General features: G+C 42.9%; 25 protein-coding genes. 19 read left to right on the top strand and 6 right to left on the bottom strand.

Features of this window, described 5'->3' with window-relative positions:
* The first annotated feature begins 22 nt into the window (after window positions 1-22).
* The 3 genes from ACNQO6_RS14710 (at window position 23) to ACNQO6_RS14700 (ending at window position 4,518) form a co-directional block, all read left to right on the top strand.
* Window positions 23-1,405: an aspartate aminotransferase family protein gene (locus ACNQO6_RS14710; protein ID WP_440209435.1), complete on the top strand. Its 1,383-nt coding sequence runs from the start codon at window positions 23-25 to the stop codon at window positions 1,403-1,405.
* Window positions 1,406-1,467: 62 nt separating this feature from the next.
* Entirely contained in the window at window positions 1,468-3,030 is a 1,563-nt protein-coding gene (locus tag ACNQO6_RS14705; RefSeq protein ID WP_440209434.1) for a CoA-acylating methylmalonate-semialdehyde dehydrogenase, read from the top strand.
* A gap of 96 nt (window positions 3,031-3,126) precedes the next feature.
* Window positions 3,127-4,518 (top strand): amino acid permease, encoded by a 1,392-nt coding sequence (locus tag ACNQO6_RS14700; RefSeq protein WP_440209433.1) that lies wholly within the window; start codon window positions 3,127-3,129, stop codon window positions 4,516-4,518.
* Between the two features lie 107 nt (window positions 4,519-4,625).
* Here the strand turns inward: ACNQO6_RS14700 and ACNQO6_RS14695 are convergent, their stop codons facing one another.
* From ACNQO6_RS14695 to ACNQO6_RS14685, 3 genes are all read right to left on the bottom strand, one after another.
* A complete protein-coding gene (locus ACNQO6_RS14695; protein WP_005287006.1) occupies window positions 4,626-5,540 on the bottom strand; it encodes a LysR family transcriptional regulator in 915 nt (304 codons plus the stop codon).
* A gap of 207 nt (window positions 5,541-5,747) precedes the next feature.
* Window positions 5,748-7,037 (bottom strand): serine hydrolase domain-containing protein, encoded by a 1,290-nt coding sequence (locus ACNQO6_RS14690; protein ID WP_440209432.1) that lies wholly within the window; start codon window positions 7,035-7,037, stop codon window positions 5,748-5,750.
* Between the two features lie 268 nt (window positions 7,038-7,305).
* On the bottom strand, window positions 7,306-8,505 hold the full coding sequence (locus ACNQO6_RS14685) for an MFS transporter (RefSeq protein ID WP_440209431.1): 1,200 nt from the start codon (window positions 8,503-8,505) through the stop codon (window positions 7,306-7,308).
* 97 nt (window positions 8,506-8,602) lie between these two features.
* Between ACNQO6_RS14685 and ACNQO6_RS14680 the strand changes: the two genes are divergently transcribed.
* A complete protein-coding gene (locus ACNQO6_RS14680) occupies window positions 8,603-9,544 on the top strand; it encodes a LysR family transcriptional regulator (RefSeq protein WP_440209430.1) in 942 nt (313 codons plus the stop codon).
* Between the two features lie 6 nt (window positions 9,545-9,550).
* On the opposite strand, the gene ACNQO6_RS14675 is transcribed toward ACNQO6_RS14680, so the two are convergent.
* Window positions 9,551-10,624 (bottom strand): helix-turn-helix domain-containing protein, encoded by a 1,074-nt coding sequence (locus tag ACNQO6_RS14675; protein WP_440209429.1) that lies wholly within the window; start codon window positions 10,622-10,624, stop codon window positions 9,551-9,553.
* Window positions 10,625-10,882: 258 nt separating this feature from the next.
* Here ACNQO6_RS14675 and ACNQO6_RS14670 point away from each other — a divergent pair, with 258 nt between their 5' ends.
* Window positions 10,883-11,605, top strand: a complete 723-nt coding sequence (locus ACNQO6_RS14670; protein ID WP_440209428.1) for a hypothetical protein — start codon at window positions 10,883-10,885, stop codon at window positions 11,603-11,605.
* 70 nt (window positions 11,606-11,675) lie between these two features.
* On the opposite strand, the gene ACNQO6_RS14665 is transcribed toward ACNQO6_RS14670, so the two are convergent.
* The gene (locus tag ACNQO6_RS14665; RefSeq protein ID WP_343578690.1) at window positions 11,676-12,092 is read right to left on the bottom strand and encodes a hypothetical protein; all 417 of its coding nucleotides are present in this window, start codon (window positions 12,090-12,092) and stop codon (window positions 11,676-11,678) included.
* 220 nt (window positions 12,093-12,312) lie between these two features.
* Here ACNQO6_RS14665 and ACNQO6_RS14660 point away from each other — a divergent pair, with 220 nt between their 5' ends.
* From ACNQO6_RS14660 to ACNQO6_RS14650, 3 genes are all read left to right on the top strand, one after another.
* The gene (locus ACNQO6_RS14660; protein ID WP_343578689.1) at window positions 12,313-12,588 is read left to right on the top strand and encodes a hypothetical protein; all 276 of its coding nucleotides are present in this window, start codon (window positions 12,313-12,315) and stop codon (window positions 12,586-12,588) included.
* Between the two features lie 245 nt (window positions 12,589-12,833).
* On the top strand, window positions 12,834-13,283 hold the full coding sequence (locus tag ACNQO6_RS14655) for an SRPBCC family protein (RefSeq protein ID WP_440209427.1): 450 nt from the start codon (window positions 12,834-12,836) through the stop codon (window positions 13,281-13,283).
* A 75-nt stretch (window positions 13,284-13,358) separates the two neighbouring features.
* Complete coding sequence (locus ACNQO6_RS14650) at window positions 13,359-14,165, top strand: SDR family NAD(P)-dependent oxidoreductase (RefSeq protein ID WP_440209426.1); 807 nt, start codon at window positions 13,359-13,361, stop codon at window positions 14,163-14,165.
* 61 nt (window positions 14,166-14,226) lie between these two features.
* On the opposite strand, the gene ACNQO6_RS14645 is transcribed toward ACNQO6_RS14650, so the two are convergent.
* Window positions 14,227-15,039 (bottom strand): IclR family transcriptional regulator, encoded by an 813-nt coding sequence (locus ACNQO6_RS14645; protein WP_343578686.1) that lies wholly within the window; start codon window positions 15,037-15,039, stop codon window positions 14,227-14,229.
* A gap of 268 nt (window positions 15,040-15,307) precedes the next feature.
* Between ACNQO6_RS14645 and ACNQO6_RS14640 the strand changes: the two genes are divergently transcribed.
* Genes ACNQO6_RS14640 through ACNQO6_RS14590 form a run of 11 tightly spaced genes read left to right on the top strand, consistent with a single transcriptional unit; the run spans window position 15,308 to window position 24,249 of the window.
* Complete coding sequence (locus tag ACNQO6_RS14640; RefSeq protein ID WP_004772876.1) at window positions 15,308-15,613, top strand: non-heme iron oxygenase ferredoxin subunit; 306 nt, start codon at window positions 15,308-15,310, stop codon at window positions 15,611-15,613.
* Between the two features lie 24 nt (window positions 15,614-15,637).
* Window positions 15,638-15,937, top strand: a complete 300-nt coding sequence (locus ACNQO6_RS14635) for a recombinase-like helix-turn-helix domain-containing protein (protein ID WP_440209425.1) — start codon at window positions 15,638-15,640, stop codon at window positions 15,935-15,937.
* 17 nt (window positions 15,938-15,954) lie between these two features.
* Entirely contained in the window at window positions 15,955-17,022 is a 1,068-nt protein-coding gene (locus ACNQO6_RS14630; RefSeq protein ID WP_440209424.1) for a Rieske 2Fe-2S domain-containing protein, read from the top strand.
* Window positions 17,015-17,779 (top strand): SDR family oxidoreductase, encoded by a 765-nt coding sequence (locus tag ACNQO6_RS14625; protein WP_440209423.1) that lies wholly within the window; start codon window positions 17,015-17,017, stop codon window positions 17,777-17,779. The genes ACNQO6_RS14630 and ACNQO6_RS14625 overlap by 8 nt, the downstream gene beginning before the upstream one ends.
* Before the next feature lie 11 nt (window positions 17,780-17,790).
* Window positions 17,791-18,723: a VOC family protein gene (locus ACNQO6_RS14620; protein ID WP_440209422.1), complete on the top strand. Its 933-nt coding sequence runs from the start codon at window positions 17,791-17,793 to the stop codon at window positions 18,721-18,723.
* A 27-nt stretch (window positions 18,724-18,750) separates the two neighbouring features.
* On the top strand, window positions 18,751-19,962 hold the full coding sequence (locus tag ACNQO6_RS14615) for an NAD(P)/FAD-dependent oxidoreductase (RefSeq protein WP_440209421.1): 1,212 nt from the start codon (window positions 18,751-18,753) through the stop codon (window positions 19,960-19,962).
* Between the two features lie 40 nt (window positions 19,963-20,002).
* Window positions 20,003-21,226: an MFS transporter gene (locus ACNQO6_RS14610; protein WP_032866941.1), complete on the top strand. Its 1,224-nt coding sequence runs from the start codon at window positions 20,003-20,005 to the stop codon at window positions 21,224-21,226.
* Window positions 21,227-21,260: 34 nt separating this feature from the next.
* The gene (locus ACNQO6_RS14605) at window positions 21,261-21,782 is read left to right on the top strand and encodes a cupin domain-containing protein (protein WP_440209420.1); all 522 of its coding nucleotides are present in this window, start codon (window positions 21,261-21,263) and stop codon (window positions 21,780-21,782) included.
* A gap of 33 nt (window positions 21,783-21,815) precedes the next feature.
* Window positions 21,816-22,631, top strand: coding sequence for an alpha/beta fold hydrolase (locus tag ACNQO6_RS14600; RefSeq protein WP_440209419.1), 816 nt, complete (start codon window positions 21,816-21,818; stop codon window positions 22,629-22,631).
* 22 nt (window positions 22,632-22,653) lie between these two features.
* Window positions 22,654-23,448, top strand: coding sequence for an SDR family oxidoreductase (locus ACNQO6_RS14595; RefSeq protein WP_343578672.1), 795 nt, complete (start codon window positions 22,654-22,656; stop codon window positions 23,446-23,448).
* Between the two features lie 9 nt (window positions 23,449-23,457).
* A complete protein-coding gene (locus ACNQO6_RS14590; protein ID WP_343578670.1) occupies window positions 23,458-24,249 on the top strand; it encodes an aspartate dehydrogenase in 792 nt (263 codons plus the stop codon).
* Window positions 24,250-24,256: the final 7 nt, after the last annotated feature.

Raw genomic sequence — 24,256 nt, 5'->3', positions numbered from 1 at the left:
AGATAACCACAAAACAAGAAGAGTGATTATGTTTGATATCGATACCGCAAATGACCGTGATGAAGCATTGGAAGCAACATCGCCAAGTGCCCAGATGAACCTCAATTATCAAGCACACTGGATGCCATTTTCTGCCAACCGTAACTTTCATAAAGACCCACGTATCATTGTAGGAGCAAAAGGCGCCTATTTAGTGGATAGCACAGGCCGTGAAGTCTATGACTCCTTGTCTGGATTATGGACCTGTGGGGCAGGGCACACTTTGCCGGAAATCCAGCAGGCGGTGAGCCAGCAATTATCAAAACTGGATTATTCTCCGGGCTTCCAGTTCGGGCATCCCTTATCTTTTCAACTGGCTGAGAAAATCATTCAGCACATGCCTGAAAAATTACAACATGTGTTTTTTACGGATTCTGGCTCTGAGTCAGCTGATACTGCAATCAAGATGGCGCGTGCCTATTGGCGGATTAAGGGGAAACCCAGCAAGACCAAACTGATTGGCCGTGCTCGCGGATACCACGGCGTCAATGTCGCAGGAACCAGCCTTGGCGGGATCGGAGGCAACCGTAAAATGTTTGGTCAGTTGATGGATGTGGATCATTTGCCCCATACCTTGCAACCCGACTTGAGTTTTACCAAAGGCTGTGCAGAAACGGGCGGGATTGAGCTGGCAGATGAAATGCTCAAGCTGATCGAGTTACATGACGCATCCAATATTGCGGCTGTCATTGTTGAACCTGTATCAGGATCTGCAGGCTGTATTGTGCCACCCACAGGTTATTTAAAACGACTTCGGGAAATCTGTGACCAGCACGATATCTTGTTGATTTTTGATGAGGTGATTACCGGCTTTGGTCGTATGGGGAAATGGACCGCAGCCGAGTATTTTGGTGTCGCACCCGATATTCTGAATTTTGCCAAACAGATTACCAATGGTGCAATTCCACTCGGTGGCGTTGTGGCAAGTCATGACATCTATGACGCTTTCATGCAGCAAGATTTACCTGAGCATGCGGTTGAGTTCACGCATGGTTATACCTATTCCGCGCATCCGGTCGCCTGCGCAGCAGCTTTAGCCACACTGGATGTATTGGAAAAACAGAATTTATTGGCACAATCTGCGGCATTGGCACCAAGCTTTGAAACGCTACTACACGAATTAAAAGGTGCACCACATATTCTGGATATCCGTAATTGTGGACTGATTGGTGCTGTGCAACTGGCGCCACGTGATGGTGATGCCACGATCCGAGGTTTTGAACTTGGAATGAAGCTTTGGAAAGCCGGTTTCTTTGTCCGTTTTGGTGGGGATACCTTGCAGTTTGGCCCAATGTTTAATAGCACCGAGGCGCAATTATCAAGATTGATGAATGCGGTTGGCGATGCACTTTATCAGGTGCAATAAATTCAATTTTTAACTTAAAAGCAAATCAATCGGAAGACATGATCCCATATAAGGAATAAGAGATGAATAACTTAGAACATTTTTCAAGTGAAACGACGCATAGCCATGACGGTCAAGCAGCACAGACAACACAGGTGGTTGGACATTTTATCAATGGAAAGGTGGTGTCCAAGTCTGCCAAAAGACAGCCTGTTTATAATCCGGCAACGGGTGAAATCAGTAAAGTGGTTGAAATTGCAGATTCTCAAACGGTGAATGACGTGGTTCACGTGGCAGAGCAGGCTTTTCCGGCATGGCGTGACACACCGGTGATCAAGCGTGCGCGCGTGATGTTTAAGTTCAAACAGTTACTGGAAGAAAATGCTGAAAAAATCTGTGAATTGATTGGACAGGAGCATGGCAAGATTTCCCATGACGCGAAAGGGGAACTGCAACGCGGCATTGAAAATGTGGAGTACGCCTGTGGTGCACCAGAGCTACTCAAAGGTGAATATTCAAAAAATGTCGGGCCAGATATTGATTCGTGGAGTGAGTTTCAGCCATTAGGTGTAGTTGCAGGCATTACCCCATTTAATTTCCCGGCCATGGTGGCGTTGTGGATGTTCCCGATGGCGCTGGTCTGTGGAAACTGCTTTGTACTGAAGCCATCAGAAAAAGCGCCGTCAGTGGTATTATTCCTGGCTGAATTACTAAAACAGGCGGGCTTACCCGATGGGGTATTTAATGTGGTGAACGGTGATAAAGAAGCCGTCGATACCTTATTGCACCATCCAAAAATTCAGGCGGTCAGTTTTGTCGGTTCAACCCCTATTGCTGAATATATCTATCGTACGGCCACTGCAGCAGGTAAGCGTTGTCAGGCATTGGGTGGTGCAAAAAACCACGCGATTATTATGCCCGATGCAGATATTGATAATGTAGTGACTTCATTATTAGGTGCTGCTTTCGGTTCTTCAGGCGAGCGTTGTATGGCGCTTTCAGTCGCTGTAGCGATTGGTGATGAAGTCGCAGATATTGTGATTGAAAAGCTGACCCAGGAAATGCAGAAACTGAAATTTGGGCATTATGCCGATAGCAATAATGATTTTGGCCCCTTGATCACGCAAGCCCATAAAGATAAGGTGCAAGCCTATATTCAGAGTGCAGAACAGCAAGGTGCCAAAATTGTGGTCGATGGTCGTGATGCCAAACCTGCTGGTTATGAAAATGGTTTCTTTGTCGGGCCAACCTTAATCGATCAGGTCACACCGAAGATGACCAGCTATCAACAGGAAATTTTTGGGCCAGTATTGCAAGTGATGCGGGTGGATACCATGCAGCAAGCCATGCAACTGATCAATGAACATGAATATGGTAACGGAACCTGCATTTATACCCGTGATGGTGAGGCCGCACGTTACTTTAGCAGCCATATCCAAGTGGGAATGGTCGGGATCAATGTACCGTTACCGGTACCAGTTGCCTATCATAGTTTTGGTGGCTGGAAGCGTTCTTTATTTGGTGATCTGCATGCCTATGGCCCAGATGGCGTGCGTTTCTATACCCGTCGTAAAACCATTACCCAACGCTGGCCTTCTGCGCAAGTCCGTGAAGCCAAACAGTTCGCGATGCCAACTTTAAATTAATTTTTGCACCAAGGGAAAACCTGAGTTTTCCCTTTTTCTTTGGATAGGAATTGAAACATGTCGTGAACTAACCCAAATTATTTTAAGGAATAAAATATGGATAGCGTTAAAACAAAAAAATTAGGCGAAGGACTTTCAAATCGCCACATTACAATGATTAGTATCGGCGGTGTGATTGGTGCAGGTTTATTTGTCGGTTCATCGGCGGCGATTGCCAAGGCAGGACCTGCAGTGATTCTGGCCTACCTGACCACCAGCATCATGGTGTTTCTGGTGATGCGTATGCTCGGAGAAATGGCGGTATTGGAACCCGATACCGGTTCATTCTCAACTTATGCACGGAAGGCGATAGGTCCTTGGGCTGGGTTTACGATTGGCTGGTTATATTGGTGGTTCTGGGTATTGGCGATTCCTGTCGAAGCAATTGCGGGTGCGCAAATTTTATATTCATGGTTTCCTTATTTTTCTGTTTCCACTTATGCCTTCTGTTTTATCGTTTTTTTGAGTCTGGCCAACTTTTTCAGTACCAAAAGTTTTGGTGAATTTGAATTCTGGTTCTCTTTAATCAAAGTGGTTGCCATTATTGGATTTATTATCATTGGCATATTGGCGATTTCCGGGTTCTGGCCTTTAGCGCAAGGTGTCAGCGGTGTAGCCAATTTATACAACAATTCGGGATTCATGCCACATGGCGTTGGCGGCATTTTAGCCGCAATCCTGATTACGGCATTTTCATTTTTCGGTGTAGAGATTGTGTCGATTGCGGCAGCAGAATCATCTAATCCGCAACAGAAAATAAGACGGGCCACCAATCTGGTGCTGTACCGCATTATCTTATTTTTTGTGGTCTCGATGTTTATTGCGGTTGCCTTGGTCGACTGGCGCTCGCCAGACTTGCAAAAGTATGGCACTTTCCAGTATGTCCTGATGAGCCTGAATGTGCCCGGAACTAAACTTATTATTGATGCGGTCGTATTTATTGCAGTCGCAAGCTGTATGAATGCGGCGATCTATACCTCCTCCCGTATGTTATTCCGTTTAGGTACCCGTCATGAAGCACCGAGCAAAGTTACTCATATCAATTATGCGGGTGTACCTGCAGTAGCGGTGTTCTCCTCAACATTTATTGGCCTCATTTGTTGTGTCATCAATTATGCATTTCCAGGCAAGGTGTTCGGGTTGTTACTCTCCAGTACCGGTTCAATTGCCTTACTGGTCTATCTGGTGATTGCTTTTTCACAACTACGCCTAAGAACAAAACTGGAGCAAGCTGGTGTGGAAGTGCCATTTAAAATGTGGTTATTTCCGTGGCTAACCTGGTTCGTAATCATCATTATCCTGAGTGTATTGGCTTATATGTTTTTTTCACCGCAGTATAGTTATGAAACCACCTTATCCTTGAGTGTCACCATAGGTGTGGTAATTTGTGGACTGATTGTGACCCGAAAGAAGAAAACCACTAGAACTGTGGTGATGCATCTGGATTGATAGCAAGAGCAGCAAAATAGAACCTTGTCTTGTTCGGCTAAGGTTCTATTTTTATATAAAAATGAATTAACTGGGGGCAGGGAATAATAATATTAAGCGCTGAATGATTAGAAATATTGTCTTGCAAACATACGGCACTCGGCGATCAGGGCCAGCAGATTTGGATCGCGCTCTTTACTTTTAAGAAATACCAGACCAATTTCCTGTTTGATCTGATAAGGGGCCTGTAGTGGAATAAGTTTGACCGAGCTTTCATAAATTGTTGAAATGCGTCCCGGCAACAGGGCCAAGCCTACACCCGTGCTGACCATACTGATCAAGGTAAAAATATCACTGACTTGTAAAAACACTTTGGGATCGATGCCAGCCTTTTCAAACAAAATGTCCGAATCATTGCGCGTTGCAAAGCCTTGGGAAAGGGTTAAAAATTTTTCGTCTTTCAAGCTGCTCAGGTCGATATTGTCCAAGGTCGCCAATGCAGAGTTTTTATTGACAGCCAAATAAATATTGTCCTGAAACATCGGCAGCTTTTCAAAATCAGCATCACAGGTGGTGTCATTTAGCGCCACAATGATGGCATCCAGTTCGGTCGATTTCAGTTTCTTGACTAGATCCAGATTTGAGCTGAGCAGCAACTGTATGTCCAGTTCGCCTCGTCTTAATTTCAACCCGCTTATGACATTGGGAATGGTATTGACCGTCAAGGAATAGAGTGAACCCAGTTTTAAAATCTTTGCAGCAAAGCCTGCTGCTTCACGGGTTTTATTGACAGCATTGAGCAGATCCTGGACCAGTTGTTGCGAATGCTCCTGTAACACGTAGGCGCTTTTCAGGGGGATCAGGTTTCGTCCTTCATTTTTAAATAAAGGACAACCCAGAGAACTTTCCAGTGAATGCAGGGCCTTATGCACACTGACGTTACTGATTTGCATTTCATCAGCAGTTTTTGACAAGTTGCCATGGCGCATAAACGCTAAAAAAATCTGGATTTTTTTCAGGGTCAATTCTTCTTCTATTTTCATGCGCACATCTAGATTAAAATAATGAAAACAATTGTATAGACTTAATGACAGGCTTGGGTAGCTGGATTGTTTCTTATTGAAAAGCGGATACAGCCTGCGCAAAAACCTGTTTTAGAAATATAACCCGATCGCTCAACTGAATTTTAAGGGACTATGCTTTAAAGCGGGAACAATACTGACCTCATGTGCCAGTATTGTCCTGAGACTCTACTGATTCAGGTAATTTGTTACAGCATTAAAGAACAGGGCATTTTCATTTTCAATCTCTGCCGATGGACGTGCGGAATCCCAGGCACTCCATTGCACCATCACAATATTATTTTTAGGATTAATCGCCATGCGTTGCCCGAATATACCGCGTCCCCAGAAGGTCGCATCCATATTTTTCGAGCTTAAGGGTGTGCCTGAGGTTGGATGATAATTCCACCATTGATAGCCGTATTGACCTTTAGGATATTCAGGCGTGACCGAATTACGGGCTTGAGTCCAGTGGCTTAAATCTGTGAGCCATCGATCTGGCAGCAGTTTTTCTCCATTGGATAAGCGTCCTTCCTGGGAAACAAAAAGTGCAAATCTTGCGTAATCCCTTAAGGTGGCATTGAAACCATGGCCTCCCATGTCCGTCACATTACGTTGATAGGAGTGCCATACACCTTCACGTTCCATGCCTGCTTTTTTCCATAGATTGTCCTGTAAATAGGCAGCAATATTTTGTCCTGTCGCAGCTTCCAGTACTTTACCGACCAGCCATGCACCGCCGGTATTATAAGACCAGACTTCGCCAGGCTTATGTTTTGCTTTTACATTTTTGACTAGCTGATAGACACATGGATCAGGCTGAGCTTGAGCTTCACAATAAGTCATATGTGCAAAATCGGAGTCTGGGTCGGTGTAGTCTTCATTCCATTCTACTCCAGAGGCATGTTGCAGGAGTTGCTTCAAGGTCACATGTTGCCATGCAGTTCCTTGTAAATCAGGAAGATATTTGATAATCGGATCATCAACGGAATGAATTTTACCCTGTTTAATGGCGATACCGATTAAAGTTGAAACCACAGACTTACCAATTGAGCGCGATGTCCATAAGGTGGTCGGGGTGTTGCCATGACCATAATATTCCAAGGCAATTTTGCCGTCTTTTAAAATAATCAGACCGGTGACATTCTGATTTTTCAGATAAGCATCGAGGTTGTATTTTTTGTTATTTACGCTATAGCTGATCGTATTTTCTTTAATGTACAAATCGCTTTTCGGAAGAGCAAGAATATGCTTGGGATCAGGGCGAAAAACACTGCCATCATATAAACGATAGGTATTTCTGAAACCAACGATTCTGTCTGCTGCTGTCCAGGAGAGCATATCATGTGCGGGAGGTAATTGTGCATCTACAGGCGATGGACAGTCTTTTAAACCCAGACTTTTACAATCATATTGAGCAAAAGTATGACTTGTCATAAATAATGTTCCTAAAATAATTCCGGTCTTCATTAATTTCATATTTTTATTCCTTGCGTAAATCTATAGGGCATTTCCTTAGCTTTTAAATATTGATCCAGATTTTATAAGATTTAAAACTCTATACATTTTTACAATATATTGAATGCGATAGAGTGATATTTAAATAAATCTCCTATAATTAATTCATTCTTTTAAGATATTTTTTTAGAACAGGCGAATCAATAAACGATACTGCGCAAATATTAACTTTAAGCTAATGTTGAACATTCGCTGAAAAAGCTAAAGGGGAAATAAAGCCCCCAGCGAATTAAAAAATTATTTTCTTATAAATAAATAAGACTTCGAGTGCGACTGCAAGGATAAATGTAATTAAAAAAGGAAAGTAATGAGTGCCAAGCGTTTCCAATAAAATCCCACCGATAATTCCACTACAGGCAAATGAGAGGTTAAATACCGTGACCAATAATGACTGGGCAATATCTGCATTTTCCTGAGCGGCATTGGCTAATACGGTTTGTAATAAGGTGGGTGCACCACTAAAGCTTAACCCCCAAATCACAGTAAATAGTGTAAAAAGCATTAAACCAAGATGGTTGAAACTGAGGCTCAGTAAAACTGAAATGATTAAGAATGTAGTGAGACTAATGAAGATCAGCTTTTTTAGATGTTGATCAACCAGCAGACCAATCAGCCAGATTCCGACTAAGGTCGATAGCCCAAACACCAGCAGGATGAAATCAATCTGCGTCTTTAAGCCAATATCTGTGAGTAATGGCGTGATATAGGTATAGAGCAGATAATGTGAAAGAATCCAGGCCATGACCAGAAATAAAATCGGGCGTACACCTGGCATGGTAAACACGGTTTTTAATGCGACAGAGCGCTGACTGGTGTTTTTGTGATAATTCGGCACTTTAAAAAATACCCACACTGTCAACAAGAGCGCAGTCATGGATAAAATAATAAAGATATTACGCCAACCAATAAAAGCACTTAACCACGCACTGAGGGGAACGCCCAAAGCCAATGCCAAAGGAATACCCAACATGGCAATAGCCAAGGCTCGGCCCTGTAAATGTGGAGGTGCCATACTGCGTGCATAGGTTGCAAGAATGCTCCATGCCAGTCCTGTTGCCAGTCCGATAAGAAAGCGTAAAAACAAAACAAAAATGAAATGAGTGGATAAGGCAGTGAGCAGATTACAGACTGAAAAGGTGATTAAGCTGATCAGTAATAAATTACGCTGCGGGTGTTTTTTAGTCAGTACGGTCAAAGGAATCGCTGCGATTCCTGCACCTAATGCGCAAAGCGTTACGGTTTGGCCAGCCCAGGCTTCACTGGTCATGAAACCTGTGGCAATCTGGTCCAGTAAACCTGCGGGAATGGTTTCATTGGCTGTAGCCAGAAAACTGGCTAAGGTCAGTGCCAGTAACTGGATTAAGGGCAGCCGTTCCGGGCTTGCTATTGTATCCGCAGCAGGCATGAGGAATTCAGTTTGTTCTTTCATAAATCAAATACAAATATTCGTTGTTATTAGTTTGATTGATTCAATTCAATTTGATAATGTCTCTATTCATTGAGTAACTTTCTAATCTAAGTTTAAAATGGCAACTGATCGTTTAGGTGATATGCGGCTCTTCGTCGAGGCAACAGAATTAAAAAGCCTGTCTGCGGCCGGGCGTAAGATGGGAATCTCTCCCGCTGCTGCCAGTGCCCGACTGATCAAGCTGGAATCCTCTCTCGAAGCTAAATTATTTGACCGGACAACACGCAGTTTAAGGCTAACCGATGAAGGGCAGGTTTTTTTAAGGTATTGTAAAATTGCCTTGCAAGCCATTGATGATGCAGAGATTGCCTTGCAGGATAAACAGTCTGCTGTCAAAGGAAAGATCCGGATTTCTGCGGCAGTAGATTTAGGACGCAATTTACTCAGTCACTGGATTGAAGAGTTTAGTGCAATTTATCCAGATCTTAGTATTGCCTTGACTTTGACCGATTCAAATTCGAATCTGATCCATGACGATATCGATATTGCGATCAGATTTGGCTTACCCGAAAATGACTTGCTGGTGGCGCGTTATTTGGCACCCAACTGGCGAGTACTCTGTGCATCGCCTGCCTATCTGGAAAAAAATGGAATCCCTGAACGGCCTTCGGATCTGTTCAAACACAAGTTTATTGTGTTGGTGACGGAAAGTGGTCCCCTGAATGAATATTATTTTAATTTTGACCAGCAAAATTTAACGCATACGGTACAGATGGAGACTGCCTGGGAGACCAATGATAGTGTTCAAGCCAGAATGTGGGCACTGGCAGGCCATGGTATTACACGAAAAATTATCTGGGATGTCGCTTCAGATCTAAAAAAGGGAGATCTACAAGCGATTTTGACCGATGGTATCGTACGCGAAGCCGGAATCTATGCAGTTATGCATAAAAATAAATATATCGCGCCAAGAATCCGTTTTTTTCTGGATTACTTGATTAAAAAGTTTGAAGTATTGGCTCCTAATATTTTAGATCAACTGCCTCAACCCAAAAACTGATCGGTACTAATGCAATGGACGGATATATCCTGAGCCAGTTTTTTGCTCCCGAATATAATCTCGGGGATTTTTACCGGTCCAGCCTCTAAATGCCCTAGAAAAAGCATTGATATGGCTATAGCCAAGAATATCCGAGATTTCCTGAATACTTTTATTGGACGAAATCAATTGTTTGGTCAATGCAAACTTTTTGGTCTGTATCAACGTAGAAAATGTGGTATTAGCGAGCATGAGCTCTCTCTTCAGGACTCTTTCAGAGACACGTAGTTTTTTAGCCGTATCGGTGAGTGTCGGAAAGCCTTCGTGCGGTACCAGCTTAATATTTTTATTGACCAAGGAAACAATTTGATTTTCTTGGTCCTGAGAAATTAAATATTCTTCCTCGACATGATGAATAGCAAAAATGTACGCCGATTTGGAACTGAATTTAAGGGGTAAATCCATGCATTTAAGATCAAAAATGATCTGGTTTTTTTCCTGATTAAATTTAAACGAGGGAAGACGTTTTTCAAATCCAGAATGATAATGATTTTTCCCCCACATGACCTGAACCTGCATGCCTGTAATTTCATACTCTGTAATTTCTTTAAGGTTCGTAATTATATTCACGATCGCCGCTTCTGTTAAGAACTGGATAATGGCTTCTCGTTTTTCTATCTCCATGTCCTTGGGCAATTGATAAAGTGGATGTACGGTAATGATGACTTTATCATTGTGATTATGAATATTAAGTTCCATCTTGTGCAGACGGATATTAAAATATTTTTGTAGATCCAGAATTACATTGCCCAGCGTATCATTTGAAAGCATGGCAAAGCCTAATGTTTCATGCGATGTAACACGGCAATTCAGACCGAACCTATAACCAATTCCTGTGTCCGGTGCCAGTTCAAGCAGAGAAGAAATAATCTTGATCCATTCGCTAAATTTAATTTTCTCTGGCACACGTTGTTCATGGAAAAAAGATGAGGGAAGTTGGCTTTTATTTATAAGATCCTGTTTTGAAATACGAAATTCTGTAGCAGTATCAAGCAGAATATTGAGATAGTTACTTTGAATCATCAAGGTCTGTTCTTTCATAAAGGCGTATATCAGCCAAAGGAAGGCAAAAAAAGATAAATTTTTTTTATTTTAGTTGTGCTGTTCTGAATTGATAATACCTCCTGAAATTGAATAACTTTCAAATTTGGATTGTATAATCCATCATTTCTCCCCAGTGTTTTACACCCTGTGTTTGAGCTGTAAAGTTTTAATGAAATATCCATTTTCCTATTTTTTAGCCGCTATGATGCGTTTTCCGTAAGTCTCCCTTATGGTCTAAATTTGAAGGAAACTGAAATGAAAAAATTGATCAAAACCGCTATCGTAACAAGCAGCATGGTTGTTTCTGTCTCGGCTTTTGCTCACATTGGCGCACATGTAAATGGTTCAGCTCAGGCAAATGTTGATGCTGGTCATTTGGCAAAAGGTGTAACAGGGGCAATAAAAAATACCGGTCAAAACACAGTGAATGCTGGTGCTGGTATTGCTCAAAAAACGCTTGGTACCGCAATCACTCATGGCACCGGGATTGCCCGTCAAACAGGCGAAACCGTAAAAAATGCTCAAGGGGCAGTCAATGGTTCAGCTCAAGTGAATGTTAATGCCAATGGTTCGGCTAATGGCGTAGTTAACGCTGCTCAGACGGCACAAAATACAGCGCACGCCGCAATGCAAGCGGGTTCGCAACATGCTCAACAAAGCGTAAATGCAGTCACTCAGACAGGTTCAAATGCGATTAATCAAAGTGAAAATGCAATCAGCAAAGCCAAAGGATATGGTGCTGGTACAGTTAAAGCCGCTGGAAAAGTGAGTTCAGATACACAAGCAAATCTGAACAAAAAAGTCAGCACTCAAAAGAACAAGATCAAAAAAATTAAATCGAATACTCAGGCTCGCTTGAAGTCGCAAATGAATGGTCAATTGAAGGCTTCGGCAAAAGGACAGAGTCAGTCAGGTACGAATGCAAAACTCGGTGTAAGTGCAAATATGAAAACCAAGACATCCGCAAGCGTTCATTAATTTTATGACACAAGGAGCCTTACCCAAGGCTCCTTGTTACTTGTATCAATGTTAAAGTTTATGCCCGGTCCTAGCTGAATTTTTTCAGAACCGCATAAATCGGACTAGCTTCATTATTTTTAAAATCAATAGCTTCTGTTATGTAATAGGCAGTACCAATCTTTTTAATAAGGAGGATAAACTCCGGGAAAATGAGGGTGCTGGCATAATACCTGTTTCTGCTGCAGGTAAAACACTTTAAATGAACCAAAAAAACTGTTGGATGTAGTTGTTTTATTTTTTCAACTTCATATTCATCTGCATTGTTGTTCAACTCCTCTAGAAAGTTAAAAATCATGTTTTTACGTTGGAGCGCAGTTCTGGTGAGATAGTTAAAATCATTGGTAAAGAAAAGCTCAGCTTCAGCGTAGTTCGATCTTTTTAAATCAGTTAAATGTTCTAGCAGCATTTTGATGGAGTTGAGTATGTTCTCTTTTTCATCATTCATATATTTATAAGGGTTATATTTTTAAGAGGTAGACTATTTCTATACTGTAATTTGGTGTTAATTTCCATACTTGGCCTAATAGGTTTGTTTTTTTTGATTAATCTATCTTTGTATTTTATTTGAATTTTTAAAAAAGCAGATAATGTTAATTTTTAGTGTTTATCGTGTTTAATTTAAGCTCGATTTTTTTATTATGATGGTTTTATTTTTGAGCCAGATAATGAGAAAGTGGGTTTGTAAAAAATGTGGATTATATAAAAAAATCATTGCAAGTGACATAAAAGTAGGAAGAAAGGTTTATTTTATAAAGTTGAATAATGATTTTCATGGATTGAGCAAACAAGAAATAGATAGGGGTGTCGTGTTAAGTCGTAATGGTAACTCATTAATTATATTAAGTAATAATCTTCTGTTTGTGGTTAAAGATACTGATGTCTATCCGGAGGATGCACCTGTATCTTTTGTCTATAATATGTTTGGTGTCTGTGAATGTTAAATTTTTTATTTAAAATCAAATAATTTTAAATGGATTGGCACGAATAGTTAAATCCTGAAATATATGGTCAAGAATTATTTTTATAGCACCTATATGGTTGCGTCGTCAGACTTGTCATATACCGTATTTGCTGGTGGATAAAGTCTTTTGTGATTCTAGCTAGTCTTACTGTTTAGCGCCTCAGCTGAGGCTGAGAAAAGAATGAGCTATTTTTATAATTTTTGTGCAATTGCAGGGAACAACACATGCCTAAATATATTGTGATGACGCAACAGATTAATGCACCTTTAGACCTGGTTTTTCCTATGTTTTGCCGACATAGAATATTTAATACCATCTTATGGCCACTCACGTCTGTAGTCGTTAAAACGGCCGAGGATCCAAATAATAGCGATGGGGTTGGTTCGATAAGAAAAATAGGGATTGGACCTTTGAAGTCGATTCAGGAGGAAATTACAAAAATCATTCCCAATCAGCTGATTGAGTATCAAATGCTAAAAAACTGTCTGTTTTCTTTCCACTTAGGTCGTCTGGAATTTGAAGAAAAAGAGGGGATTAGTTATTTGAGTTATAGCATCTGGTTGCAAAGTAAAATTCCTTTACTGGCTATTCTCGTATTGGCACAGCTCAAATGGTCAGCCACGCGGGGATTAAAAAAAGTTGCTACAAAAATTGATCAATATAAGCCCCAATGAGGATCGCTAGCATAGAGAATATTTAGGTATATTCTAAGCGAATATATTGGAATGCTGTGGCAAAAGGGAAAAGCGATGAATCTTCGCGATAAGACGATTATAATTACCGGTTCTTCCAGTGGTATTGGTGAAGAAGCGGCAATTCAACTGGCACAAGCAGGTGCAAAAGTTTGCCTTATTGCACGTCGTGCTGAAGAATTACAACGTATTCAGAAGGCGATTCAGGCACAAGGGAGGCAGGCCTTTATTTATCCGGCAGATATTACCGATCCTGTGCAGTTAAAAGCCTGCGTCTCATTGATTTTAGCCGAGCATCAAAAAATTGATGTGTTGGTCAATAATGCAGCGCGATCCATTCGACGTCCTATACTCGACTCACTTGATCGTTTGCATGACTACGAGCGTACCATGCAGATTAATTATTTTGCTGCAGTAAATATGACTCTGCATGTATTGCCTCATTTTCTGGAATATGGTGCAGGACATATTGTTAATATTTCGACCATGTCAACGCAAGTTCCCATTCCTTTATTCTCAGCTTATCTGGCCAGTAAATCTGCACTTGAATCTTTTTCCCGCTCTTTGTCTATGGAGTTAAAGGATAAAGGTATTGATGTCAGTATTGTGTATTTTCCGATGGTCAGAACGCCAATGTCATCTAAAACGGCGATTTATAAGCATATGAAAATGCTGGATACACCAACGGCAGCTGGATGGATTGTGAAGGCGATTACTCAAAAATCATATCGCATCAGCAGCAAGACCGGGCTGGTGGCCAATGCACTGTTAAATACCGTACCTACCTGGATGATGAATCTGTCCAGACCACTGTTTCAGCGCATGGATAAACGTTTAAAAAATAAATTGGAAGCAGATCTTTAAGCCAAAACCAGAACTTGGCAATTCAGAGTTAAAAGAAAAGCAGCGAAAGCTGCTTTTTATATTAGTAAATAAATTTAGAAATCTTGTCTGCAGTCTGAATAACCGCTTCGGCAACTTCATTTCTAAAATACTGTTCATCATAACTGCCAAGCGGGCAACTCACGGATAAAACGGCAGCCATTTTACTGGTGGATTGTTTATAAATCGGCGCGGCGCAGGCCGCCATATCATGATTGTAATGGCCCCAGCTCACCATGGAGCGTTGCGTCTTTACAAAATGGAGACGCTGTAACAGCTCTTTGAGATTTTTGGGGGTGAGTTCAGAAAAAGTGTCCCATTGTTGAAAACCTTTATAACGCTCTTTAATTTCTGTTTCTGTTAAATCTGCCAACAGCATTTGCCCAATCACGGTTGCATGTGCAGGCCAACGTGTGCCCAGACCGATGTTACTGGTAAAGGTACCATTGGATTGAATGTTATTGATAAAGACAATGTGTGTGCCTTCCAGAATTGAAAGATGGACTGCGAGCTGGGTTTGATCACGCAGCTCTTTCATTAATGGTGTGGCTAAATCCAGTAATGATTGTTTGGATAAACTATTAAAGCCGAGTTCCATGACTTTTGAATCGAGGGCATAGGTTTTTTGTGACGCCTTACGTAGAAAGCCACAGGACTCCAGTGTATAGATAAGACGGAAGGCACTGGAACGGTTTACATCTAAAACTTCAGCGATTTCGGTAATGGTCATTTCTTGGGTTTGCTGGTTAAACGCCTGCAAGATTGCCAAACCACGTACTAAGCCAGGGACTAAATAACGTTCTTCATTTTTTATTGCATCAGATTCTTGGGAGTCTGTTTCAATGCTTGAGTTCATCTGTTCAATTTTCCTATCAAAAAAGCACACTGCTGTACATTTCGTTTTCTTCGATTTGTATTGTAACTGCAAATAGATTTATAAAATATTTTTTTATATATAAAACAAAATTTTTTTAGTAAAACGTAAAAGAATGTGTTCTAAAAATCAAATTATTGAATTTTATGAATTTATTTAATTTGACAGAAAAAACATCATGGGAGTATTCTTATCTAAAGTTTGTTATATCAAATAATGTTTTATATATAAAACAAATGAGGATACAAGGATGAGTTGGATCTCAGTTTGTCAGCAAGACGACATCACCGAAGACGAGCCAAAAGCCATTGAAGTCGACGGTAAGAAAATTGGCGTATTTTTCATCGATGACAATTATTTTGCTATCGAGAATGTTTGCCCCCATGCCTTTGCCTTGTTAACCGAAGGTTTTATCGAAGACCAGACCGTGGAATGTCCATTGCATGAGGCGATCTTCGATATTCAGACAGGTGAGTTGAAGAGTGGGCCAGGATGCCGTGATTTGTGCACCTATCCGGTACGGGTTGAAGGGCAGGACGTTCAAATTCAACTATAAGTTTATTTTTAAGGATGGAATCTCATGAAAACTTTTAATGAGAAGCTAGCGAACTGGATTCATGCCACGCCAGCAACCGAAGCAGGGATTAACAATATTCAGATACCAGGACAGGCAGAACTACTGGTTTGGCAAACACGTTATAAAGAGCCAACGGTCTATGAACAGGACTTTGTGCAACATCTCATCAAAGCCTTTTCTGCTGGTGTTACAGAACTCACAGATTTAGTCCAGTCTTTAAACCAGCAAGGTTTCCGCTGTGAATCGGGTGAGCTGTGGACTTCTGAAAAGTTCTCAGAAGAAATGCAATGTTTGGGTTATTAATTCAAGGAAGAATAGTGATGAACGCAGCAGTATCAGTGACTCCAAGTGTAGAAGAGTATTTGGATTTAGGTTTACGTGATCAGTGGCATCCTGTGTTAGCAAGCTGGGAAGTGGCAGCAAATCCTGTCGGTATTACCCGTTTAGGTGAAAATATCGTGGTTTGGCGTGATGCAGAAGGTCAGGTGCATGCCTTGGAAGACCGTTGTCCGCATCGTGGCGCACGCCTTTCTTTAGGTTGGAATCTGGGCAATCGCGTAGCTTGCTGGTATCACGGTGTAGAAGTTCGCCACGATGGTGTGGTAGAAGATGTGCCAGCGGTACATGACTGTCCAATGAAAGGCAGTTCATGTGTTAAAAGCTATCCCGTGATCGAGCAGCATGGTGCAATTTTCATGTGGTTCGGTATTGATGCCAGTGAAGCTCCTAAGCCGTTAGATTTTCCTGAACAACTGGCAAGTGAAGAATGGAGTTCATTCTTATGTCAGGCGGACTGGAAAGTGAATCATCAATACGCGATTGATAATGTCATGGACCCGATGCACGGCAGTTATTTGCATTGCACTTCACACTCAATGGCAGAGGGTGACCGTACTGCGGAAATGAAACACCGTTCAACCCCAAATGGCTTTATTTTTGAAAAAGAAGGCCAGGTTGGTGTGAATTTTGACTGGGTTGAATATGCCAATACCGGTGCAAGCTGGTTACGCCTCTCAATTCCGTATCGTAAAGACTTTGGACCAGGTGGCGAGTTCTGGATTGTGGGTTATGCCACACCGATTGATGAAAAAAATACCCGGGTATTCTTCTGGCGTTGCCGTAAAGTCAGTGGCTGGCAACGTAATGTCTGGCGTTTCCTTTACCGCAATCACTTAGAAAAATTGCACTGGGATGTATTGGAACAGGATCGCATTATTTTAGAAAATCTTGCACCAAATGCCCGTCAACACGAATTCCTGTATCAACATGATGTTGGTCTGTCCCGTTTACGCCGTTTAATGAAAAAAGAAGCGGAAAAACAGTTAAAGAAAATTGCAGCATTGAATACGTCGAATCGTATTGAAATGCAGGAAGAAGTTCATGGTTAATGTCGCATTGTTACAGGACAAAAAAGTCCTTGTCACAGGCGCGGCAAGAGGCTTGGGTCGAGACTTTGCACAAGCGATTGCGGAAGCAGGTGCGCAAGTGGTCATGGCGGATATCTTGACTGATCTGGTGCAACAAGCAGCTGCTGCTTTGCAAGCACAAGGCTTAAAGGTTGATGCGGTAAGCATTGATCTGGCCAATGCCGACTCGATCCAGCAAGCAGTTCAGCAAGCGGCTGAACGCATGGGCGGAATAGATGGTCTGGTGAATTGTGCCGCACTGGCAACCAATGTCGGTGGTAAAAGCATGATGGATTATGACCCTGATCTCTGGGATCGTGTCATGAACATCAATGTCAAAGGTACCTGGTTGGTGACCAAGGCTGCGGTGCCTTATCTCCAGCAATCTAGTGCAGGAAAAATTATTAATGTGGCTTCGGATACCGCTTTATGGGGCGCACCGAATCTGATGGCCTATGTGGCGAGCAAAGGTGCATTAACCGCCATGACCCGTTCCATGGCGAGAGAACTTGGATCGTTCAATATCTGTATCAATACGCTTTCACCGGGACTGACTTTGGTGGAAGCTACAGCCTATGTGCCGCAAGAACGCCATGATCTCTATGTGAATGGTCGTGCGATTCAACGTCAGCAATTACCACAGGATTTGAACGGAACAGCCCTTTATTTGCTATCAGATTTGTCCTCGTTTGTGACAGGACAGAATATTCCGGTAAATGGCGGTTTTGTCTTTAATTAAGGAGTTGTCTCATGATTACAGGGATTGAGATTTTAAAGTTTGGCGTTGAAGACAGAGCTGCTTCGAATAAATTTTTGGCAGATTTCGGTCTCAAGCAAAGCCAGTCAGATATTGAAGGGACTGATCTTTATCAGACCCAAAATGGTAGCAAGATTTACTTATTTGATTGTGATGATCAGCGTTTACCAAAAGCCATTGAGGCCGGTTCAACGTTACGTGAAGTAACTTGGGGACTGGATGATACTGATCAGGATTTGGCAAATTTAGCGTCGGCTTTAAATGATGTAGACGGTTATCAGGCGACTGAGGATATGGTGCAGTGTCTAGATCCGAATGGCATGACCATTCGTTTCCAGAAAAGCTTTACCCAGGATTTACCTGACTTGAAAACTGAAGGCATTAACCAGTACGGCAACGTACAGCGTGTCAATGCAGCCAGCCCTGTTTATGACAAGGGGCAACCCGTAGCGATTGGTCATGTGGTGTTTTTCACGCCTGATTTAGCAAAGACGGAACAGTTCTATATCGAAAAGCTAGGTTTCTTCTTGTCGGATGCTTATCGCAATCGTGGTGCATTCTTACGTTGTCGCGGTAAGGGTTTCCATCATGATCTGTTCCTGCTTTCGATTCCAAATAAACCTGCAGGACTCAATCACGTCGCATTCGTCGTTCGTGATATCCATGAGGTGATTGGTGGTGGACTGCACATGAACCGTTCTGATTGGTCAACCTTTATTGGCCCGGGACGTCATCCGATTTCTTCAGCTTATTTCTGGTATGTCAATTCACCGCTTGGTGGCGCATTTGAGTATTACACAAATGATGACTACCTGACCGAAGAGTGGCAGCCACGCATCGAAGAACATCGTCTGGAACTCTTTACAGAATGGGCGATTGAAGGTGGTTTAGATGATCATACTCGTCGTCAAGTCAAACCTGCATAAGTACAGATCAGGCAGGGAGAACAAGCTATGGACAGAATCGTAATTGTAGGTGCAGGGCAAGCAGCAGGCTGGGCGGTCAGTACTTTACGCCAGCATGGATATTCAGGTGAAATTCATTTGGTCTCTAATGAAGACCGAGTATTTTATGAACGCCCACCCTTGTCAAAACAGGTACTTTCAAAAGAAGCGACTTATGAAAGTTTGCATCTGTTTTCTCCAGAGCAGGTACAGGATTTCAATATTCAATGGCACAAGCCAGCACTTGCTACACAGGTCGATCGCCAGCAGAAGCAGGTGATTCTGGAAAACGGTCAAGTTTTACCCTATGACAAATTATTGATCGCCACCGGCAGTCGTGCGCGTGTGCCTGTGAATACGTGGCAGTTTATTCCGAATGTGGTGACGTTACGCAATGTTCAGGATTGTGAGCGCTTGGCTGAAATCTTGCAGCATTCACAAAAGCTGGCTGTGATTGGTGGGGGCTGGATCGGTCTGGAAATTGCTGCGACCGCACGTAAACAGGGTAAGGAAGTGCATATTTTTGAATATGGCGATCGTCTGTGTGCACGTAGTGTCAGCCCCGATGTCTCTGATTTTCTGAAAAACATGCATGAGCAGCAGGGCACCCAGATTCATTTAGACAGTAAAAACCTGCATTTGATTGAAGCCGGTCAGCAAAAAGTTGAAGTGGTGAATCATCCGAATGCAAGTGAACTGTTCGACTGTGTGGTGGTCGGTGCCGGTGCGGATATTGCGAAAGAACTAGGTGTCAATGCAGGTCTGGACGTTAAGGATGGCATTGTGGTGAATGGTTTTGGACAGACGTCTGACCAGGATATTTATGCTGCAGGTGATGTGGCGATTCATCCGGGGCTTGGCTATTGCATCCAGTCATGGGCCAATGCACAGAATCAGGCGATTGCCGCAGCAAAATCAATGCTGGGTATTGCAACCGAATATAGCGATATTCCGTGGTTATGGTCAGATCAGTATCACTTCAATATTCAGATCTTAGGCACCTATCAAGCTGAAAAAACCGGGCAGATTGTAGTTCGCAAAAGCGCAGAGGATCAATGCAGTTATCTATATCTGGATGATCAGAACCGTTTGTTGAACATGATCGCCATCAATGATTCAAAACTGGTCAAACTGGCAAAGCGCTGGATGCAGTCGAATACCGTGTTAGACCCAAAATTATTAGCAGACCCTGAATTTAATGTCATGAAATTAAAACCATAAACATTAAATCCGGTTCATGACTCAATCGAAGGAATGAAGTATGAGTAATGAAGAAAAAAGTGGATTAAAGCATTGGGTTCCTGCTTTTGTCCTGATGGTGTGTGTCGTACTGGCATTCTTCGACAAGATTAGTATTGCCGTGTTATTTGCAGACCCGCACTTTCAAGGTGCTATGGGGATTGCACAAGATAAGGCAAAGCTCGGATGGCTGATGACCAGCTTCTTGCTGGCTTATGGGTTTTCCTCGGTGTTTTTAAGCTTCCTCGGTGACATTTTTAATCCCAAGAAAATGCTGTTCTGGAGCGTTGCATCGTGGGGCATCCTGATGTTCTGCATGGGCTTTACCACCAATTACACGGGCATGTTGATTTTACGGGTATTACTCGGCCTCGCTGAAGGACCTTTGTTTGCACTGGCTTATGCCATTGTCAAACAAACCTATACCGATCGCCAGCAGGCACGTGCTTCCACCATGTTCCTGTTAGGAACACCGATTGGGGCATTTCTGGGTTTTCCAATTACTGCGGCAGTGCTTGCGAAGCATGACTGGCACACCACATTTTTTGTGATGGCAGGTTTAACGGTGATTGCATTACTTGCGATTGCTTTTGGGTTACGTAATTTACAACTCAAGAAAACCATTGAACTGGAATCGACCAGTAAACGCGTCAATTTCAAAGGCCATATTCACAATACCAAGTTGTTATTGCAAAACAGCTCATTCTGGCTGGTATGTATTTTCAATATTGCCTTGATGACTTATCTGTGGGGCTTAAATAGCTGGGTGCCTTCTTATCTGATTCAGGACAAAGGCTTTAACCTCAAAGAGTTTGGTATTTATTCAAGCTTGCCATTTATTGCCATGCTGATTGGTGAAGTGATTGGAGCTTTCCTTTCCGACAAACTGGGTCGCCGTGCCGTTCAGGTCTTCAGTGGACTGTTTGTTGCGGGCATCTTTATGTATGTCATGGTCATTATGACTGACCCGATTTTAGTGATTGCGGCCATGTCTTTAAGCGCAATGGCGTGGGGCTTTGGTGTCGCAGCCGTATTCGCTTTACTTGCCCGTGTCACCACCGCCGATGTGGGGGCAACTGCAGGTGGAATTTTCAACGGAATGGGGAATTTTGCCAGTGCAATTGCACCTGTTCTGATCGGTTACATCGTGATGCAAACCCACAGTTTTAATTTAGGAATTACTTTCCTGGCAGCCGTCGCCGTGATCGGATCGTTTTTCTTGGTTCCTTTATTGAAACGTTATTAATCAAACTATTGAACAAAAACCTAGGAGTTCAAACATGACTACTCAACAATTTGAATCATGGACACAACCTGAAGGTACAAGCTTACAAGACTGGTTAAATACCCGTATCGCACGCTTTGAAACACGTAAATATGATTTCGATGCCTTGAAGTTTCAGGCGGATTACGATCCGAAATATCGCCGTGCACAAATGCGTTATATGGGCACAGGTGCAACCGGTGTGATGAATGATGGCAATACGGTTCCAGCAGAAAACTTCACCTTTTCAACCATGGTACTTCCAGCACAGTGCGAAGGGCCTTTGCACATTCATCACGATGTGGAAGAAGTGTTTTTCATGTTACGTGGCGAAATTGACCTGTTCATTGAACATAACGGTGAAAAATTCGAGACCCGACTGAAAGAGCGTGACCTGATTTCAATTCCACCTGGAATTTATCGTGGCTTGTTTAATCCGGGTCAGGAAGATGCCTTGATGTGTGTGATGTTGGGTGCGGGTAAGCCGACCATTCCGAACTACCCACCTGAGCATCCATTGTCTCAAATCAAACGTTAATCCGATTGATTTCATAACTGTAGAAGGAATGACATGATGACCCTGACTGAGCGCTTAACTCACTATCCCGTTAAAACCGTTGTCGTCAATGGCGCTGTGCAAGCTTATCGCGAAGCAGGTCAAGGCCAGCCGCTGATTTTGCTACACGGTATTAGCTCGGGTTCAGCATCCTGGATTAACCAGCTAGAGATACTTGGTCAGCATTTTCATGTCATTGCCTGGGATGCACCGGGTTATGGCTTATCCGATGGCTTAAGCACAGATCAACCCAATGCAGCCGATTATGCGGAGCGAGTATTGGGCTTGATGGATGCGTTGAACATTGCAAAAGCCATGCTGATTGGTCATTCATTGGGTGCTTTACAGGCCAGTGCGTTTGCCCATCTTTATCCTGAACGGGTACAGACTTTAGTGCTTGCCAATGCAGCACAAGGCTATCAACGTTCCGATGAGGACACTAAAGCACAGGTCTATCAAAAACGACCGAATATGTTGAAAAGCTTGGGCAATGCAGGCATGGCAGCCAGTCGTGGACCACATTTGATTTATAAACAGGAGCCTCAGGCACTGGCATTGGTCAGTGAAGTGATGGGGCAACTGACATTAGACGGTTTTACCCGAGCATCTTATTTGCTGGCGTATGACGAAATTCGAAATTATTTAACAGAACTGACAGTTCCTTGTGTGGTGATTGCGGGTGACAAGGATGGAATTACCCCTGCGCAAGCGATCAAGGAACTGGCTATAGAAATGCAATTGAGCCGATGTCATCTCATTACCGATGCAGGTCATCTGAGTTATGTCGATCAACCTGAACAGTTTAACGACATTGTTTTATCGGCACATTAAGACTTAAACGAGAGATATGGATATGAGCTTCCAAGTTGAAGGAAAAGTAGCAGTTGTCACAGGTGGCTCGTCAGGCATTGGTTTGGCTGCAGTCGAAATTTTAGTTGCAGAAGGTGCCAAGGTGGCGTGGTGTGGTCGAGATGAGCAGCGTTTGGCGGCATCAAGACTATATATTTTAGAAAAATATCCGCATGCCAATATTTTCACCAGCGCATGCAATGTCTTGGATAAAGAAGATGTGAAACGCTTCGCCCAACAGGTCAATCAGCATCTGGGCAATGTCGACATGCTGATCAATAACGCAGGTCAGGGCCGTGTGTCTAATTTTGAAAATACTCAAGACGAAGACTGGATGAAAGAAATTGAACTGAAGTATTTCAGTGTGTTACATCCTGTTCGTGCATTTTTAAATGATTTAAAACATTCGGCATGCGGGTCGATTACCAATGTCAATTCTTTGCTGGCACTGCAACCTGAACCGCACATGATTGCGACTTCATCTGCGCGTGCGGCATTGCTGAATTTAACCCATTCACTGGCGCATGAATTTACCCAGTACGGCATTCGGGTCAATTCAATCCTGTTGGGTATGGTGGAATCGGCCCAGTGGAAACGTCGTTTTGAAACCCGTTCTGATCCCAATGCAACATGGGAACAATGGACAGGCAATATTGCCAAAAACCGTGGCATTCCAATGCAACGTCTAGGCAAGCCTGAAGAACCGGCACGTGCCTTGGTGTTCCTTGCATCACCTTTAGCATCCTATACCACAGGTTCGACACTCGATGTCTCTGGTGGATTTAATAAACATTTATAAGGTGTTCACATGAAACAGTTGATGATGATCGGTTTTGGCGCCATGGCAGCAGAAGTGTATGCGCATATGCCTCAAGACCTGCAACTTAAATGGATTGTGGTCCCTGCACGCAGTGTCGAAAAAGTACGGGCGCAGGTTGCGGCTGATGTACAGGTCATTTCTTCAATTGATGAATGCCAGGGCACACCTGACTATGTGATTGAAGTGGCAGGTCAGGCAGCGGTGAAAGAACATGCGCAAAAAGTGCTGGAAAAAGGCTGGACCATTGGCCTGATTTCCGTGGGCACTCTGGCGGATAACGAATTTTTAATTCAACTGAAAACCACCGCAGAACAACATGATGCGCATCTGCATTTGTTGGCGGGTGCAATTGCAGGGATTGATGGGATCTCTGCGGCCAAAGAAGGCGGTCTGGAAAAGGTCACTTACAAGGGCTGTAAGAGTCCGAAAAGCTGGCGTGGCAGCTATGCTGAACAACTGGTCAACCTCGATCAGGTCAGCGAAGCAACGGTTTTTTTCCGTGGTACAGCCAGAGAAGCAGCCTTGAAGTTTCCAGCCAATGCCAATGTGGCCGCCACGATTGCACTGGCTGGACTGGGTATGGATGAGACCTTGGTGGAGCTGACGGTTGATCCAAATATCAACAAAAACAAACACACCATTGTGGCAGAAGGCGTGTTTGGTGAAATGACCATTGAACTGGTGGGGGTCCCATTGGCGAGTAATCCCAAAACCTCAACCTTGGCTGCATTAAGTGTGATTCGCGCTTGCCGCAATAGTGTTGAAGCAATTCAGATTTAAAAGGATT

The sequence above is a fragment of the Acinetobacter calcoaceticus genome (assembly GCF_051947995.1).
In the GTDB taxonomy this organism is placed as follows: domain Bacteria; phylum Pseudomonadota; class Gammaproteobacteria; order Pseudomonadales; family Moraxellaceae; genus Acinetobacter.
The sequence above is the reverse complement of the archived record's forward strand: the minus strand, read 5'-3'. Positions and strand labels throughout refer to the sequence as shown.

Coding starts and splice junctions, on each gene's coding strand:
- ACNQO6_RS14705 (WP_440209434.1), top strand. CDS start 1,468: ATGAATAACTTAGAACATTTTTCAAGTGAAACGACGCATAGCCATGAC.
- ACNQO6_RS14700 (WP_440209433.1), top strand. CDS start 3,127: ATGGATAGCGTTAAAACAAAAAAATTAGGCGAAGGACTTTCAAATCGC.
- ACNQO6_RS14695 (WP_005287006.1), bottom strand. CDS start 5,540: ATGAAAATAGAAGAAGAATTGACCCTGAAAAAAATCCAGATTTTTTTA.
- ACNQO6_RS14690 (WP_440209432.1), bottom strand. CDS start 7,037: ATGAAATTAATGAAGACCGGAATTATTTTAGGAACATTATTTATGACA.
- ACNQO6_RS14685 (WP_440209431.1), bottom strand. CDS start 8,505: ATGAAAGAACAAACTGAATTCCTCATGCCTGCTGCGGATACAATAGCA.
- ACNQO6_RS14680 (WP_440209430.1), top strand. CDS start 8,603: ATGGCAACTGATCGTTTAGGTGATATGCGGCTCTTCGTCGAGGCAACA.
- ACNQO6_RS14675 (WP_440209429.1), bottom strand. CDS start 10,624: ATGAAAGAACAGACCTTGATGATTCAAAGTAACTATCTCAATATTCTG.
- ACNQO6_RS14670 (WP_440209428.1), top strand. CDS start 10,883: ATGAAAAAATTGATCAAAACCGCTATCGTAACAAGCAGCATGGTTGTT.
- ACNQO6_RS14665 (WP_343578690.1), bottom strand. CDS start 12,092: ATGAATGATGAAAAAGAGAACATACTCAACTCCATCAAAATGCTGCTA.
- ACNQO6_RS14660 (WP_343578689.1), top strand. CDS start 12,313: ATGAGAAAGTGGGTTTGTAAAAAATGTGGATTATATAAAAAAATCATT.
- ACNQO6_RS14655 (WP_440209427.1), top strand. CDS start 12,834: ATGCCTAAATATATTGTGATGACGCAACAGATTAATGCACCTTTAGAC.
- ACNQO6_RS14650 (WP_440209426.1), top strand. CDS start 13,359: ATGAATCTTCGCGATAAGACGATTATAATTACCGGTTCTTCCAGTGGT.
- ACNQO6_RS14645 (WP_343578686.1), bottom strand. CDS start 15,039: ATGAACTCAAGCATTGAAACAGACTCCCAAGAATCTGATGCAATAAAA.
- ACNQO6_RS14640 (WP_004772876.1), top strand. CDS start 15,308: ATGAGTTGGATCTCAGTTTGTCAGCAAGACGACATCACCGAAGACGAG.
- ACNQO6_RS14635 (WP_440209425.1), top strand. CDS start 15,638: ATGAAAACTTTTAATGAGAAGCTAGCGAACTGGATTCATGCCACGCCA.
- ACNQO6_RS14630 (WP_440209424.1), top strand. CDS start 15,955: ATGAACGCAGCAGTATCAGTGACTCCAAGTGTAGAAGAGTATTTGGAT.
- ACNQO6_RS14625 (WP_440209423.1), top strand. CDS start 17,015: ATGGTTAATGTCGCATTGTTACAGGACAAAAAAGTCCTTGTCACAGGC.
- ACNQO6_RS14620 (WP_440209422.1), top strand. CDS start 17,791: ATGATTACAGGGATTGAGATTTTAAAGTTTGGCGTTGAAGACAGAGCT.
- ACNQO6_RS14615 (WP_440209421.1), top strand. CDS start 18,751: ATGGACAGAATCGTAATTGTAGGTGCAGGGCAAGCAGCAGGCTGGGCG.
- ACNQO6_RS14610 (WP_032866941.1), top strand. CDS start 20,003: ATGAGTAATGAAGAAAAAAGTGGATTAAAGCATTGGGTTCCTGCTTTT.
- ACNQO6_RS14605 (WP_440209420.1), top strand. CDS start 21,261: ATGACTACTCAACAATTTGAATCATGGACACAACCTGAAGGTACAAGC.
- ACNQO6_RS14600 (WP_440209419.1), top strand. CDS start 21,816: ATGATGACCCTGACTGAGCGCTTAACTCACTATCCCGTTAAAACCGTT.
- ACNQO6_RS14595 (WP_343578672.1), top strand. CDS start 22,654: ATGAGCTTCCAAGTTGAAGGAAAAGTAGCAGTTGTCACAGGTGGCTCG.
- ACNQO6_RS14590 (WP_343578670.1), top strand. CDS start 23,458: ATGAAACAGTTGATGATGATCGGTTTTGGCGCCATGGCAGCAGAAGTG.